Consider the following 13,969-nt stretch of genomic DNA (forward strand, 5'->3'; position numbering starts at 1 on the left):
GATCAGCGTTTGTAGGTTTGTTTGACAAAGGGCAGGGCGGCGACCGCTATGGGCAGGTACTTGCCGCGCACTTCCGCAAAGAGGGTGGTGCCGATTTCGATGTGGCCGGCATCGACGTAGCCCATGGCGACGGGGCCATCGACGGAGGGGCCGAAACCACCCGACGTCACCTGGCCGACAGGCGTCTTGCCCTCGGCATCGGCGAACAGATTTGCGCCGCCGCGCACGGGCGCGCGTCCCTCAGGCTTCAACCCGACGCGACGGCGCGAAGCGCCTTCGGCAAGCTGGCCGAGAATGCGATCGGCACCGGGGAAGCCGCCCTCACGGGCACCGCCGGCCCGCCGGGCCTTCTGCATCGCCCATTCGATGGCGCCCTCGACCGGTGTGGTCGTGGTGTCGATATCGTTGCCATAGAGACAAAGGCCCGCTTCGAGACGCAACGAATCACGCGCGCCGAGGCCGATCGGCTTGACATCAGGATGTTCGAGCAGGCGCTGTGTGACATCCACTGCGGATGCGACGGGAATGGAGATTTCGAAACCGTCTTCGCCGGTGTAGCCGGAGCGGGAAATGATGCAGGCAACATCATGCAGATCGGCTTCGGCGACGTCCATGAAGCGCATGGCCGAGACATCGGCCCACAATTCGCCCAGCACGGCTTCGGCATGAGGACCCTGCAGCGCGATCAGCGCGCGGTCGTCGAGCATGGTGACTTCGCAGGTGTCGGCAAGCCCCTTTTTCAGATGCTCGAAATCCGCATCCTTGCAGGCGGCGTTGACGACGAGGAACAGGTGGTCGCCACGGTTGGCGATCATCAGGTCGTCGAGGATGCCGCCTTCGGCATTGGTGAAGATCGCATAACGCTGCCGGCCTTCGCCAAGGCCGAGCACATCGACCGGCACCAGCTTTTCAAGCGCAAGCGCTGCGTCTTCGATCTTGCCGGACTTCGGCCGGACAATGACCTGGCCCATATGCGAAACGTCGAAGAGACCGGCGGCAACACGGGTGTGCTGGTGCTCCTTCATCACGCCATCGGGGTACTGCACCGGCATGTCGTAACCGGCAAAGGGCACCATGCGCGCGCCGAGTGAAAGGTGCAGCGCATGCAGCGGCGTATGTTTCAAATGGGGATTCTGTTCCAAATCCGGCCTCCAGGTCTGGCGCTCCCGCGCCGGCTCACACTTCCGGCGTCAATCGCCGTCGATTCGAGCCCCCTCTGTCCCTTTGCCTGAGATTGTTATCCCTTCGGCGAGCGTTGAAACGCTTCTCTCCAGAGTCCTACCGGCACCTTGCTGGTCCTTTGGCCTGAGAGTTTCCGGGGCGGTTGCTCCTTCGGCACCGGTTTGAACCGGCTTCTCCCAACAAGATCGTCTCCAGATAACGGCGAAGGCGGGAGCTTGGCAAGGGGGCGGTGTCGCGGTGAAACACATTTTTGTCGCACGACCAAAAGACGCAGCCAAGGCGGGTGCGGCAATTCTGTCTTTGCATTCTTCTCCGGTTGAGGATAACCCAAGTGAAATACCGGGGATGACCATGACAGGGCGCGAAGGCAAATTCGGGATAGCAGTGCGGCTGATCGCCGTATTCGCGCTCGTGTTTCTGACCTTTGCCCACAAGCCGCTCATCGCCAAAACGCTGACGCCGGACGAGATCGCCGCCTATCAGCTGCCTGACGGTTCGATCGCCGAAATCTGCTTCGGCATGAACGGCGTCGACCACCAGAGCGGCAAGGGCCAATCCATGGCCCCGGTTTGCGAAGCCTGCCGGCTCTCGGGTTCGATCCTCCTGCCAGTTCCGCCGACCGAGAGCGTTCGCGCCGATGCCGGCGAATGGCAGCTATCGCCGGTTCTCGCTGAGAACGCCACGCCCCATCAGCATCTGCGCCTGCTGCCGCATTCGCGCGGGCCGCCTGTGCGTTCGTAATCCTCCTCTCGCATTCCCATTACAATTCGCCGCCCTCAAGCGGTTTGGACCACCGGAAACCGGGCAAAGGCCCGCGCGTGGTCAGGAGATTACGACATGAACACGACCAGACTGGCTTCGCTTTCGCTCGGCCTTACCCTTGCCGCAAGCGGCATTGCCCACGCGCACGCCACCTTCGAAAACGACACGGCGCCGATGGAGAGCACCTTCAAGGCGGTGCTGCAGGTGCCACACGGCTGCGACGGCAAGCCGACGACGGAAGTGCAGATCAAGCTGCCCGAAGGCTTCGTCTTCGCCAAGCCGCAGCCGAAGCCCGGCTGGGAGCTCGAGGTGATCAAGGGCGATTACCAGAAAACCTATGACAATCATGGCGAGAAGGTCTCGTCCGGCCCGGTGGAAATCCGCTGGAAGGGCGGCAACCTCTCGGACGACTACTACGACACCTTTGTCGTACGCGGCAAACTCTCGGGCTTCGACAAGGAAACCGTGCTTGCGTTCCCGACCACGCAGCTTTGCGGAACCGAAGGCAAGGTCGTCTGGGATCAGGTTGCTGCCGAAGGCCAGAACGCGCATGACCTGAAGAGCCCGGCGCCGACCGTGACGGTAACCATGGCCGACGCTGCCGATCCTCATGCCGGCCATGGCGGGCACATGGCTGCTGCCGACGGGGCAGCGAAACTTGGCGACCTCGAGATATCAGGCGGCTCGGTTAAGGCCATGTTGCCGGGCGCCAAGGTCGGCGGCGGCTTCCTGACGATCAGGAATGGCGGGGCAGGCGAGGATCGGCTAGTGGCCGTCGAAAGCCCCGCGGCTGCTCGCGTCGAGATCCACGAGATGAAAATGGAAAACGACGTGATGAAGATGCGCAAGCTCGATGACGGCGTTGCAGTACCGGCCGGTGAAACGGTCGAGCTCAAGGCCGGCGGCCTGCATCTGATGTTCATGGACGTGAAGACGCCGTTCAAGGAAGGTGAAGCCGTTCCCGTCACGCTCGTCTTCGAAAAGGCTGGCAAGGTCGATGCGACTTTCCCGGTGGGCTCGGCCAAGGGCGGCGCGGCGGCCGGCGGACACAAGCATCACTGATTGAGAGATTGCGACGCCTCAGGCGGCGTCGCTTTCATCCTCTTGGCCGGCCGGTTCATCCTGCCGGTCTTCGTTTTCGCGGCTCTCGGCTCCGTCGTCGTCATCGCGCATGAATTCGAGATAGCGGCGCAGCGCTTCGGCTTCCGAGCGTTCCGGCAACCGGCCATCGGCGCTCATGAGCATGAAGGAGAGGGGCAGGGCGCCCTTGGTCTTTGGGATCGAGACCGGCGTCAGCGTGGGCTCCTCGGCGCGCCGGATCGAAAGCAGCGTGATCGCTTCGTCGGTCGGACCGTCACCCCGCACGCGTGCAGACGGCTTCAGCGCTTCCGCTGCATAGGCCGCTGTCGTCGCGGATACTGTGACGACCTGTGTCACGTCTTTCCTGCCTTCCCGTCGTTCAATCCTTTCTTGTCGCTCAACTCCACTTGCAGGCGTGTAAAAACCGGCACCTGCCTTTTAATAAAATCCTAACGACGGCCAGATTCGTGGCACTTGCGGTGAACGAATCCCGAAGCGCGAACCTGTACTTGCGATATCACTAAAGTTCGCGCACACTCGCCCAGATAGAAACGGGGAGGCTTCAAATGACCGAGCGAAGCGTGTTGGAAACCAGGATTCGGGCCCTCTACCTTGCCCGCAACGTCAACGACCTCGACACCATGATGGCGCAACTCGATCCGGACTTCAGCTTCCGCATCGTCGGAAACGGCAGGCTCGGCACGATGGCGCTCGGGGTCAACACGCCGGAAACGGTGCGCAGCAGTTTCCAGGCCCTCGTTGAGAACTGGGACCTGAGCGAGATGGAGATGGTTGGCGCTTACGCTGACGGCGATACTATCGTCGTCCACCGCGCCGGCGTCGTTTGCTTCATTCCATCGCAAACCCGTCAACGGACCGAAATCATCGACAAGTTCACGTTCCGTGACGGGTGGATCGTCGATCTGACGGAGTTCGTTGACACCTTGTTCGTCGCCGAAACGATCGGGCTACTGGACGCGCGGGACAGAGACTATTCGTCCTCAACTCTGGACAGGATGAGCCTTTGAACTTCCGGTTCCTGGGATCGGATGGCGTTCATCAACACGGCGAGGCGGCTGCGCAGGCCGTGGATCTGGTCGAGCAGCCGCATGGCGACATCAACGCCGTCGTCGTTGACGCCCATTGGACCTGTCAGATCCTGGATCAGACGGGCGCGGGCGAGGTCGGCGTCTTCGAAAAGCCAGCCTGCTTCCGCCTCGCGCGGCATCAGCCAACGCTGTTCGATCCAGATGCGCAAGACCTTCACCTCGATGTCGAGGTGTTCGCAGAATTCGCGGTCGTTCATGCTTGCCCTCCCATGCCTTTGCGCGGGTCTTCCGCCTTTCCGTCTGCCCAGCTTTCAACGAAGGCGGATAGCGCCGGATCGGGGGTCTGCGGCAGCACGATCTTCAGGCTGACATAGGCATCGCCATGGCCGCCGCCGGACTTGTGCAGGCCCTTGCCCTTCAAACGCAATGTCTTACCGGTGTTGGAGTGCGGCGGGATCGTGACATTGACCGCCCCGTCGATCGTCGGAACCCGGATCTTGCCGCCGAGCACCGCTTCACTCAGTGAGATCGGCACCTCGTAGCGAACGTCGTCACCATCGGTTGCAAAAAGAGGATGCGGCCTGACGCGGATATCGATCAGCGCGTCGCCGGCCGGCGCACCGTTGAACCCGGGTTCGCCCTTGCCACGCAGCCGCAGCGTCTGGCCGTCGCGCGTGCCGGGCGGGATGGTGAGATCGAGCGCCGGTCCGCCGCCCGGCAGGCTGATCTCGGTCTTGGTGCCGTTGGCCGCGTCGAGAAAGCCGATCTCCATGGAAAAGTGCTGATCACGGCCGCGCTGGCGTTGCTGCTGGCCGCCGCTGCGACGGGAAAAGAAACTCGAGAAAATATCGTCCGCATCCGCGAAATCCGAAAAGCCATGTGCGCTCTCGTAGCGTCCCGCCGTATCTCCAGACGAGGCATAGTCGCGGTAGTAGTGGCGGGTTGCAGTCTCCGCACCCGTCTCGTCAATTTCGCCGCGATCGTATTTGCCGCGTTTCTCCTCGTCACTGAGGAGGGCGTAGGCCGCCGAAACAGCCTTGAAGCGGTCCTCCGCTCCTTTGTCTCCAGGATTCAGATCCGGGTGCAATTTCTTGGCGAGCTTGCGATAGGCGCTCTGGATGTCCTTTTGTGTCGCTTCGCGGCTGACGCCGAGCGTTTCGTATGGGCTCGTCATGCGGTCTCCCTCAGGCGGCATCGATTGAGGTCGCATCGCCGACGCTCTGCGTGCGTTGCGATCATGCGTCTTCAATCACTCGCCTAAGAGCATAGGGCGGATTTTCGCGCGCGACAGGGGCGGCGCACCATGCGTGACGCATTGTCGCCGGCGCGGCCGGTTGCGGCTCTGCACCTTCGACCATTTCGCGAATTCGCGATCTCTGATACAATCAACGCCGGAAAGTTTTCTTTGGGTGCAACGTTGCCTCGAAGCTCGGGGAGGTCGAAATGTCCGTCCGCCTGCAACTCGCCATCATGCTCGGCCTGATGATCAATGCCATCCTGTTCGGGATCGGCATCGTAACGGTTTTGTCGATCCCGGTTCTCGCCGACAACGCCAAGTATTCGATCCCGGCGCTGGTGGTTGCCTGCTTTGTCACGACGCCGTTCGTCGCCTGGTTCATGGCGCCGCGGCTTCGCCTCAGATACTGGCAGGAGCGGGAGCAGGGTAACAAGCAGCAGCCGATCTAGCCCGTGCTCATCGTTCATTGATCAAGATTCACGTCTATCCATGGAAATCCCGGATGCACGAACGGCCAAGTGGTCGCCGGCAAAAATTACATCTTCAACGATCAAGCGTTTTGTTATACCACCGACCAGATGCCCCTTGTCCTGTAGGCTAATCCTTATATATCCACTAGACTCAAGGACATAGCCGCTGTTAAGGCCCGAAAGGAACCGACTTCATGAGAACGATCGTATTGCTGTTCGCACTCGTCACTCTGGCCGCTTGCTCGCAGACCGGCGGCGGTGGCACGCACTATGTTGGCGGTGACGGCGATTACTACCAGGGCATCGTCGCCCCCCGGTAACAGCGGTCGTTTTCCATCGATCACTTGGCTGCCGCGAGCGCGCCTTCGCCAGAGGGAAAAGGCTCGGCTAGTCTGGTGGGCCAGCGGCCGTCGGGCCCAAAGTGACAGGCTTTGGCCGCCCCCGCATCGCGCTTGATGTCGTCCCGAGCAAGGAGTGCGGTGCGAGGCGAAGCGGTCATGCTCGGCGATGGGTCCATGTCCAACGGCCATCCTCCTGACAATCCAGCACGGCTTCGTAGAGATCACGCGCGTCGCCTTCTTCGCCATTGTTGATGCAGGTAATCGCGTTCTTGGAGAGCAGGTTCAGCACCTTCCGAAACGTTTCATGACCGAGGGTTGCTTCAAGCCGGTCAAGAAAGACATATCGCGGTCTGGCGAGAAGCACCTTGGCGACAGCCAAGAGCTGTTGCTCACCCAGGGACATCTCCCGGTCCTGTTCCTTCTCCAGCCCGAGCGCGTCGTGAACGAGGCCGTCGAGACCAACGCTGCGCACGACCTCGAGCATTTGACTGTCGGAGGCATCGCCCGGGTTATCCGGAGGCAGAAGAATTTGCCGAAGCGACCCCGGCGGCAGATAGGGGCGCTGCGGAAGAAACATCAGGTCGTTCGGGCGCAGAATCCGCCCGGCGCCGGCGATCGGAATTCCGGCGGTTGCCCTGAAGAGCGCTGCACCTGCAGCCCCATGCGATCCCGATATCAACACCGGTGTTCCCGGCGGGATCGTTACCGACAGATCATGTAGCAATGCGTGGCCGCCAGCCGAGCCCAACGTCACGTGGTCGAAGGCCAAATTGCCATCTTGCTTGACCAGTTCGATGCCGGTCCCACCACCCCTTGTTCGGCTCTTTTCAATGGCTTCGAGCAGGGAACTCAGCCGGGAAACCACTGCGGCGAAATTTGAGATCGAATTGAATTGCCGAACGATCAAGGAGAACGCGCCCACGAGCATAGCAAAGGCCGCGCCGGATTGCGTGATCACTCCGAATTCGATTTCCCCCCGCATGAAAGCCGGAGCAATGATCAAGTCCGGGATGATCTGAATCATCCAATTGTAGCCGCTCGTAAAATAGGCCAGGTTCCGGTTGACCGCGGTAATGGTGAGGATGTTGGCGATCAGATCATCGAGGCGCTGCATCAATCGCGTTTTTTGCTGGCCTTCAACGCTGGCCACCATCACCGATTCAGCGTTTTCGCGCACATGCATGAGGCTGGACCTGAAGCTCGCTTCCTTGTCGAGTCGCTCATAGTTCAGGCCGATGAGAGGGCGCCCCAAAACGATCGTCATGTAGGAGCCGCAAGCCGCATATAGCACGGCTACGACAAACAGCAGGGGACTTATGGACCAAAGCACGCCTGAGAACGTCACCACCGTCAGTGTACTGCTGAACAACATGATGATGTAGGAGAGGGTGGTGACCGTGAATGCCTGGATGTCTTCGGATATCCGCTGGTCCGGGTGGCTCAGCGTCCCTGAGACCTCCAGGCGATAGTAGGCCTCATTCTCCAGATAGAGATCGACGGCGCGTCTCGTCAGGAACCCGCGCCAAAGCAGCGCCAACCGTTCTTCGACAAAGCGCGCGATGACGCCGACAACGGTGAGGACGGCAAAGACGCAGACGTAAAAGACCGCTTGCCGAACGAACTCATCCATCTGGCGCTCGGCGATCGCAGTCATGAAATTGCGGCCGACGTAATTGTTCACCACGTTGAGGCCATTCAAGCCGAAGAGCAGAGCCATGAGCCCGGCAAACATCCACCTGGCCCTGCCGCCGACTTCGGATGTCAGGAAAAATCGGACAGCTCTTGCGAAACGAAATGCGGTCGTTCTGATCGGTACTGGCTGGCTGTCCATCTGAGTACCTTTTGTTGGTTTGGCCCTCAGAGCCAGCCGCCGGAAAAACCTGCACGCCTCAATCCCACCACCACAGGCGCGCACCGGCGCATGATGTTCCACAGCAAGCCTGTTCGGTAGTTCTCGATCATCAGGACGACCGGGCCCTGGTCGATGCCGAAGTGGTAGGGGCTGACCCACCAACCGGCTTCGGTTCCTTCCACCGGAAAGCTTCGGTTGAACGATGGCTTGAAGCCGTAAAGCCTGGTCATGCCGAGCTTCATGCGGGCGCAGTTCCAGATTGTCGGGATGACGATCTCCGGCGCGAACGGCAGCGAGGCGACGACGGCCCAGGGCGACACGGTTCCGTCATCCGGGCCGAAGGGCGCGCCGCGGGCGAGATAATCGAAAAACTCCCTTTCGCTGCCGTTCACGGTACGCTTGGTCCAACCCGGCCCGTCGCTCGCCGTGAAGCCCCAGCAATGCTCGCCGTAGCCGACGAAATTCTGCGGATTGCGGATGGCATATTCCTGCTGGACGAATGTCGCGTGCCGGCTGTTCTGGAAATAGTCGCTGTTGTGCTCGCGCATGAACTCGTCACGGATCCCACGGAAATCGATCCACATATGCGAGAGCTGGTGCGTGAAGAGAGGGCCCGAATAGAGCAGCTCGCGACCATAAAGGTTCCGCCAGTCGTAGCTTTCGGTATAGGCGGCGTAAGCTTCGGCCGGCAGCGGATGGGTCGGCGAGCCGAGGCCGAGTATGTAGAGAAGCAGGCCCTCGTCGTAGCCGCGCCAGCGATAGGGAATGAAGCCGTTCTCCGGCCGCCAGCCATGGGTCAGCGTAAGTCCGTGATCGCAGGCCCAGTTCCAGTCGGCACGCTCATAGAGCGCATTTGCCGACCGGCGAATTTCGATTTCATCCGGCGTATCGCCATCAAAATAGGCGGCCACCGTCAGTGCACCAGCGAAAAGGAAGGCGGAGTCGATCGTCGACAATTCGCATTCCCAAACGCGCCGGCCGGTCTCAATGTCCAGGAAGTGATAGAAGAAGCCCTTGTAGCCGGAAGCATCCGGCTCCGGCCCTTGCGGGCATTGCAGGAGAAACTGCAGCCGTCGACGCGCGATCTTTGCGGCGAACTTGCGAATGACGATGCCCCGCTCGATAAGCACGGGGATCGTCGCCAGCGCCATGCCGATCGCCGCAATACTTGCGGGTGCATCTTCCTGTGTCTTGTCGCGCACCAGGCCGTTGTCGGGATTGGTGCAATGCAGATAGTACAGCAGCGTCGTGAACTGCAGCCGAGCAAGATCCTGCTCGGTCGGCATCCGGTTCAATTCGGGGTCTGTCGACAACAATCCCGGCATGGCTAGGCCACCACGAGGCGGACGTCGTGATCTCGTCCGTCGTCCACGAGTGGAACACTTCGGTCAGCGACCTTCCTGCCATCAAGGCTCAGCGAATAGTGCTTCTGTCCTCGTTTGGAATCTCGGCTCACCTTGATACGGTATGTTGATCTCCCATGCCGAAAATCAACATCGTATGTCGACCACCCGGTGGGAATGCACGGCTCGACAAAAAGCCGGGGCCCCTGACGGCGAATGCCGAGAATGGCCTCAAGACCAACGCGGTACAGCCAGCCCGCCGATCCCGTATACCAGGTCCAGCCACCGCGGCCGGTGTGAGGAGCGGCGCCATAGACGTCGGCGCTGACAACATATGGCTCGACCATGTAGCGGTCGGTGTCTTTGGGTGACAGGGCATGGTTGATGGGATTGAGCATGCTCCAGAGCTGAAACGCCCGATCGCCATCCCCCAGCAATGCTGTCGCCAGCGCCACCCACGTGGCCGCGTGGGTGTACTGGCCGCCATTCTCCCGAATTCCGGGCACATAGCCCTTTATGTAGCCGGGCTGCAGCGCGCCCTTGTCGAACGGCGGATCGAAAAGCTGTATCAAGCCGCTGTCGGTACGAACGAGCCGCTCCCAAACCGCGCGCATTGCCTGCGCGGCGCGCTCGGCATCTGCAGCACCCGAGATAACTGCCCAGGCCTGCGGGATCGCGTCGATCTGACACTCGTCGTTCGACTGGGACCCGAGGGGAGTGCCATCGTCGAAGTAGGCACGGCGATACCAGGCGCCATCCCAGGCGTGGGTCTCCAGGGATATGCGCAGGGTCTCGGCGCGCTCCTTGCACCATTTGGCCCGTTCGTCATCTGCCATCGCCGATGCGATGGCGGCAAAGGATCCAAGGACGGTCAGAAAGAACCATCCGTTCCATACGCTCTCGCCTTTGCCTTCCGCGCCGACCCGGTTCATGCCGTCGTTCCAATCGCCCGTTCCCATAAGCGGAAGCCCGTGGCTGCCTAGCCGCAAACCTCGGTCAAGTGCCCGACAGCAGTGCTCATAGACGGTCCCGCTCTCCTGGCTGGCCGGAGGCACCTCGTAGCGCTCCTCCTCCTCGCCCTCTAGAGGCGGCGAGACGATGAAAGGAACCTGTTCGCTGAGGAGCCCGTAGTCTCCGGAGACCGATACATAGTGATGGACGACGTAGGGCAGAAAGTAGAGGTCATCCGTCATGCGTGTGCGCACGCCGGCACCCGATGGCGGATGCCACCAATGTTGAACGTCTCCCTCGGCAAACTGGCGCGAGGCAGCGCGAAGGATGTGCGTTCGCGCTTCATCGGGCGCGCAATGGACGAGGGCTGCGACGTCCTGGAGCTGGTCGCGAAATCCATAGGCGCCGCCGGATTGGTAGAACCCTGTTCGCGCCCAGATACGGCAAGCCAACACCTGATAGAGCAACCAGCGGTTCATCATGAGGTTGAAGGCCGTATCTGGCGTTCGGACCGTGACGGCGTTCAGCAAATGATCCCACTGTTGTGAAACGGCTGCCAGCGCGTTCCTGGCGCCCCTCGGTTCGGCATGTTCGCGGACGAGCCTGCGCATTTCCTCGCGGCTTTCGGCCTGCCCGAGCACGAATACCAGCTCGACGGTCACCGCCGGCGGGATTGAAACGCTGACCATGAGGGCTGCGCAGGGGTCGAGCAGAGAACCGGTTTGTCCCCCGAGATCGAAGCCTTCCAATCCCACCGGCTGAGCGATGAAACCGTTTCTGCCGAGGAACGCGCGCCGATCGCATGTGAACGATCGGACAGGCGCGCTTGAGGCGGCGAATGCGAGCGTTCCGGAAAAATCACCCTCCCAGACGTTCCGGGCAACGATAGCACCGCTCTCGCTGTCAAATTCGCATTCGACCCGGGAGCATGCGCTTTCGCGCAGTGTGCCGAGGACCCATTCAACGAAGTAGGTGGCGGTAAGGCGGCGAAGTCGTTTTCCGTCGTTGCGAATAGCAAGGCGGACAACCTTGATCGCTCCCGAGGCCGGCACGTGGACAGTCATTTCATGATGCAATGGTCCGCGACTGCTTTCGTAGCACGTGTAACCTTGGCCATGCCTCGTTCTCGTCGTCGATGTTTGGCCGAGAGGCAAAGGCGTCGGCGTCCATAGCTCCGCCGTCTGCTCATCGCGCAAGTAGATAACTTCACTCGGCGGGTCCGAGACCGGGTCGTTAGACCAGGGCGTGAGCCTATTCAGTTGGCTGTTGCCCGCCCAAGTGTACCCAAGACCGCTGTCGCTTGTCAGGCAGCCAAACGCGCTATTGGCAAGGACGTTACACCACGGCGTTGGCGTCGCATCCGCTCCGATCACATATTCGCGCCCGTCTTTGGTAAACCCTCCACGGCCATTCCAAAAAAGCAGGCCATCTCGTGGTGCCTCGTGACGCCTTTCGTGCGCGGCGGAAACATTCGTCCTGGTCTCCTTCAGCGTCGGAAAAGTGGTGGCCGATCTCGCCGAAAGTTGATCTGAAAGGGATCCTTGACTGCAGCAAAGGATGAGGCGCGCGGCGGCCGTGATCGCATTTTCTGCACTGGCCGAAACACTGGCCCTCGGTGGGAAATGAATACCCCCGGCTTTGCCCAGGGTTTGCTCCACATGGGCTGTCGCCTTGGCGCTCAACTGCAAGCTTTCGCTCGCTTCCTCTTCATCAAGGACCGCGAGATCGAAGGGAAATCCGCGACTGGCAAGGAATGCGTGGGCATTGATGACATTGTCGACGAGAGCGTCCTCGTCGGTTTTGTCGATACGCAGCAGGAGAATTGGGATGGCTCCCGATAGTCCCGCCGATCCCAAGTCGTCGCGGTTCAGCCGCCTCGTGTCGGGCGCGCTGCCTTCCCTTAAGCCGGCAACAGTAAATGCCAGATGTGCTACGAGCCGATTGTAGACGGCCAACTCTTGAGGAGAGGGTGACTGGGGCGGGCCTTCATTGTTTTTCTCGGCGTCCACCAACGCTTGACGCGCGGCGTCGATATTGGCGAAGCGTCTTGCTATTGCGGCAGCGTCTACATCACTATCGGCTGCGCCCGTTACGAATGCGATCAGTTCCATCCCGGAGGGTTCCAGATCGACTGTCCGGCGCAGGCTGAAGATAGGGTCGAGCACGGGGCCTGTCGTCCCTGATAAACGGCTCCCCGGCACCAGGGCGTCAGGGTTTGAGGCCGTCCGCCGCCGGCCAAGAAATCTGTAGCGGTCCGTTTCATATTCCACCACATGGCCCTGGCGGCTTGACGCAGACACGTGTACCGCCCAGACGGGGCGCTCCGATGCACTGCGCGGCCGGCGCCGTGCGAACAAAGCGGTTGTTTCGGTATCGAACCAGGTTTCGATGAAAAGCTTGGCAAATGCCGGATGTGCGCTATCGGCGCTTCGACCATTCAGGCAGACTTCGGAATAGCTTGTCAGCTCAAGCTTTCTCGCTTTCTCACCCTTATTGCAGAGTTTCAGCAAATGCACCTCGGCATCGCAATCCAGTGCGACCGCCACTTCCCATCGAAGATCGATGTCTCCGAGCAAACAGCGATACTCGGCACGATCGCCGTGAAACGTGTGTTCGTAGATCGCATCCGGATGGCAGATCGGCTGCCGGCCAATCGTCCAGACCTCGCCGCTCTCAAGGTCGCGGATGTAGCAGAACTGGCCCCAGCAATCGCGTGTGCCGTCCTCTCGCCACCGCGTGATATCGAGGCCGCGCCAGGATTCATACCCGGCACCGGCCTCGGTCAGAAGCACGTTGTAGTGCCCATTCGAAAGCAGGATCGTGTCAGGAGGCACGCCTGCCGGACGTGTCGCACTGACGTCAACCTTGCCAGCTGGCCGGACCATCAGACCGATCCTTCATTGCGGGCTACACATTGTCACCCTCGGTCGACGTCCTCGGCTTCGCCTGTTGCGCACCCGGAACGCCCCATTTCCAACCGCTGATCGACGGCATGTCGTCACCATGCTTCTCGATATATTCGCGATGCTCGATCAGCTTGGCTTGAATTGCCTGCTTGAAATAGGCGGCGCGCGCGCCGAGCTGGGGCAGGCGGTCGATGACATCGCCGGCGAGATGGAACCGATCGAGCTCGTTGAGCACCACCATGTCGAACGGCGTCGTCGTCGTACCTTCCTCCTTGTAGCCACGAACATGCAGGTTGCCGTGGTTGGTGCGGCGGTAGGTGAGGCGATGGATCAGCCACGGATAGCCGTGGAAGGCGAAGATGATCGGCTTGTCCCTGGTGAAGATACCATCGAAGTCACGGTCCGTGAGGCCGTGGGGATGTTCTTCTGCCGGTTGCAGTTTCATCAGGTTGACGACATTGACGACACGCACTTTCACTTCCGGAAGATGCTCGCGCAGCAATTGCACCGCGGCCAGCGTTTCGAGCGTCGGAACGTCGCCGCAGCAGGCCATGACGACATCCGGTTCGCTGTCGGCATCGTTGCTCGCCCAATCCCAGATGCTGACGCCCATGCTGCAATGGCGCACGGCCTGTTCCATTGTCAGCCATTGCGGCCCGGGTTGCTTCCCGGCGACGACGACGTTGACGTAGTTGCGGCTGCGCAGGCAATGGTCGGTGACAGACAGCAGCGTGTTGGCATCCGGCGGCAGGTAGACGCGGATGACGTCAGCCTTCTTGTTGACGACGTGATCGAT

At 61.0% G+C, this 13,969-nt stretch carries 13 protein-coding genes and 1 riboswitch; of the genes, 5 read left to right on the plus strand and 8 right to left on the minus strand.

What is annotated here, in order from left to right; genetic code table 11:
* Positions 1-2 precede the first annotated feature (2 nt).
* Positions 3-1,142: a glycine cleavage system aminomethyltransferase GcvT gene (gene gcvT, locus BLU35_RS10885; protein ID WP_093233056.1), complete on the minus strand. Its 1,140-nt coding sequence runs from the start codon at positions 1,140-1,142 to the stop codon at positions 3-5.
* Positions 1,143-1,283: 141 nt separating this feature from the next.
* Positions 1,284-1,371, minus strand: a riboswitch (glycine riboswitch).
* Positions 1,372-1,533: 162 nt separating this feature from the next.
* Here gcvT and BLU35_RS10890 point away from each other — a divergent pair.
* Both BLU35_RS10890 and BLU35_RS10895 read left to right on the plus strand, forming a co-directional pair.
* Positions 1,534-1,923 carry a hypothetical protein gene (locus BLU35_RS10890; protein ID WP_093233069.1) on the plus strand — a complete coding sequence of 130 codons (390 nt, stop codon included), beginning with the start codon at positions 1,534-1,536 and terminating at the stop codon, positions 1,921-1,923.
* Positions 1,924-2,019: 96 nt separating this feature from the next.
* The gene (locus BLU35_RS10895; RefSeq protein ID WP_093233057.1) at positions 2,020-3,006 is read left to right on the plus strand and encodes a DUF1775 domain-containing protein; all 987 of its coding nucleotides are present in this window, start codon (positions 2,020-2,022) and stop codon (positions 3,004-3,006) included.
* Positions 3,007-3,024: 18 nt separating this feature from the next.
* On the opposite strand, the gene BLU35_RS10900 is transcribed toward BLU35_RS10895, so the two are convergent.
* On the minus strand, positions 3,025-3,381 hold the full coding sequence (locus tag BLU35_RS10900; protein ID WP_058328230.1) for a hypothetical protein: 357 nt from the start codon (positions 3,379-3,381) through the stop codon (positions 3,025-3,027).
* Positions 3,382-3,590: 209 nt separating this feature from the next.
* Here BLU35_RS10900 and BLU35_RS10905 point away from each other — a divergent pair, with 209 nt between their 5' ends.
* A complete protein-coding gene (locus tag BLU35_RS10905; RefSeq protein ID WP_057250242.1) occupies positions 3,591-4,052 on the plus strand; it encodes a nuclear transport factor 2 family protein in 462 nt (153 codons plus the stop codon).
* On the opposite strand, the gene BLU35_RS10910 is transcribed toward BLU35_RS10905, so the two are convergent.
* Together BLU35_RS10910 and BLU35_RS10915 are read right to left on the minus strand one after the other, a co-directional pair.
* On the minus strand, positions 4,016-4,330 hold the full coding sequence (locus tag BLU35_RS10910) for a chaperone modulator CbpM (protein ID WP_093233058.1): 315 nt from the start codon (positions 4,328-4,330) through the stop codon (positions 4,016-4,018). The two genes, BLU35_RS10905 and BLU35_RS10910, sit on opposite strands and share 37 nt — an antisense overlap.
* Complete coding sequence (locus tag BLU35_RS10915; protein WP_093233059.1) at positions 4,327-5,247, minus strand: DnaJ C-terminal domain-containing protein; 921 nt, start codon at positions 5,245-5,247, stop codon at positions 4,327-4,329. The genes BLU35_RS10910 and BLU35_RS10915 overlap by 4 nt, the downstream gene beginning before the upstream one ends.
* A gap of 269 nt (positions 5,248-5,516) precedes the next feature.
* Between BLU35_RS10915 and BLU35_RS10920 the strand changes: the two genes are divergently transcribed.
* Both BLU35_RS10920 and BLU35_RS36105 read left to right on the plus strand, forming a co-directional pair.
* Positions 5,517-5,759 carry a hypothetical protein gene (locus BLU35_RS10920; RefSeq protein WP_093233060.1) on the plus strand — a complete coding sequence of 81 codons (243 nt, stop codon included), beginning with the start codon at positions 5,517-5,519 and terminating at the stop codon, positions 5,757-5,759.
* A gap of 215 nt (positions 5,760-5,974) precedes the next feature.
* Entirely contained in the window at positions 5,975-6,100 is a 126-nt protein-coding gene (locus BLU35_RS36105) for a hypothetical protein (RefSeq protein WP_255571446.1), read from the plus strand.
* A gap of 175 nt (positions 6,101-6,275) precedes the next feature.
* Here the strand turns inward: BLU35_RS36105 and BLU35_RS10925 are convergent, their stop codons facing one another.
* The 4 genes from BLU35_RS10925 to BLU35_RS10940 form a co-directional block, all read right to left on the minus strand.
* The gene (locus BLU35_RS10925) at positions 6,276-7,952 is read right to left on the minus strand and encodes an ABC transporter ATP-binding protein/permease (RefSeq protein WP_093233061.1); all 1,677 of its coding nucleotides are present in this window, start codon (positions 7,950-7,952) and stop codon (positions 6,276-6,278) included.
* Positions 7,953-7,978: 26 nt separating this feature from the next.
* Positions 7,979-9,298: a glucoamylase family protein gene (locus BLU35_RS10930; protein WP_058328225.1), complete on the minus strand. Its 1,320-nt coding sequence runs from the start codon at positions 9,296-9,298 to the stop codon at positions 7,979-7,981.
* Between the two features lie 2 nt (positions 9,299-9,300).
* The gene (locus tag BLU35_RS10935) at positions 9,301-13,152 is read right to left on the minus strand and encodes a GH36-type glycosyl hydrolase domain-containing protein (RefSeq protein WP_093233062.1); all 3,852 of its coding nucleotides are present in this window, start codon (positions 13,150-13,152) and stop codon (positions 9,301-9,303) included.
* Between the two features lie 22 nt (positions 13,153-13,174).
* Positions 13,175-13,969: phosphoketolase family protein (locus BLU35_RS10940; protein ID WP_502688148.1), on the minus strand; the 795-nt coding region annotated here is incomplete at its 5' end.

Origin of the sequence: Sinorhizobium sp. NFACC03, from assembly GCF_900103435.1 — a bacterium.
GTDB lineage: Bacteria > Pseudomonadota > Alphaproteobacteria > Rhizobiales > Rhizobiaceae > Ensifer.

Bases quoted from the DNA above. Each gene is read 5' to 3' on its own strand.
- BLU35_RS10890 (WP_093233069.1), top strand. From the start codon at position 1,534: ATGACAGGGCGCGAAGGCAAATTCGGGATAGCAGTGCGGCTGATCGCC.
- BLU35_RS10895 (WP_093233057.1), top strand. From the start codon at position 2,020: ATGAACACGACCAGACTGGCTTCGCTTTCGCTCGGCCTTACCCTTGCC.
- BLU35_RS10905 (WP_057250242.1), top strand. From the start codon at position 3,591: ATGACCGAGCGAAGCGTGTTGGAAACCAGGATTCGGGCCCTCTACCTT.
- BLU35_RS10910 (WP_093233058.1), bottom strand. From the start codon at position 4,330: ATGAACGACCGCGAATTCTGCGAACACCTCGACATCGAGGTGAAGGTC.
- BLU35_RS10915 (WP_093233059.1), bottom strand. From the start codon at position 5,247: ATGACGAGCCCATACGAAACGCTCGGCGTCAGCCGCGAAGCGACACAA.
- BLU35_RS10920 (WP_093233060.1), top strand. From the start codon at position 5,517: ATGTCCGTCCGCCTGCAACTCGCCATCATGCTCGGCCTGATGATCAAT.
- BLU35_RS36105 (WP_255571446.1), top strand. From the start codon at position 5,975: ATGAGAACGATCGTATTGCTGTTCGCACTCGTCACTCTGGCCGCTTGC.
- BLU35_RS10925 (WP_093233061.1), bottom strand. From the start codon at position 7,952: ATGGACAGCCAGCCAGTACCGATCAGAACGACCGCATTTCGTTTCGCA.
- BLU35_RS10930 (WP_058328225.1), bottom strand. From the start codon at position 9,298: ATGCCGGGATTGTTGTCGACAGACCCCGAATTGAACCGGATGCCGACC.
- BLU35_RS10935 (WP_093233062.1), bottom strand. From the start codon at position 13,152: ATGGTCCGGCCAGCTGGCAAGGTTGACGTCAGTGCGACACGTCCGGCA.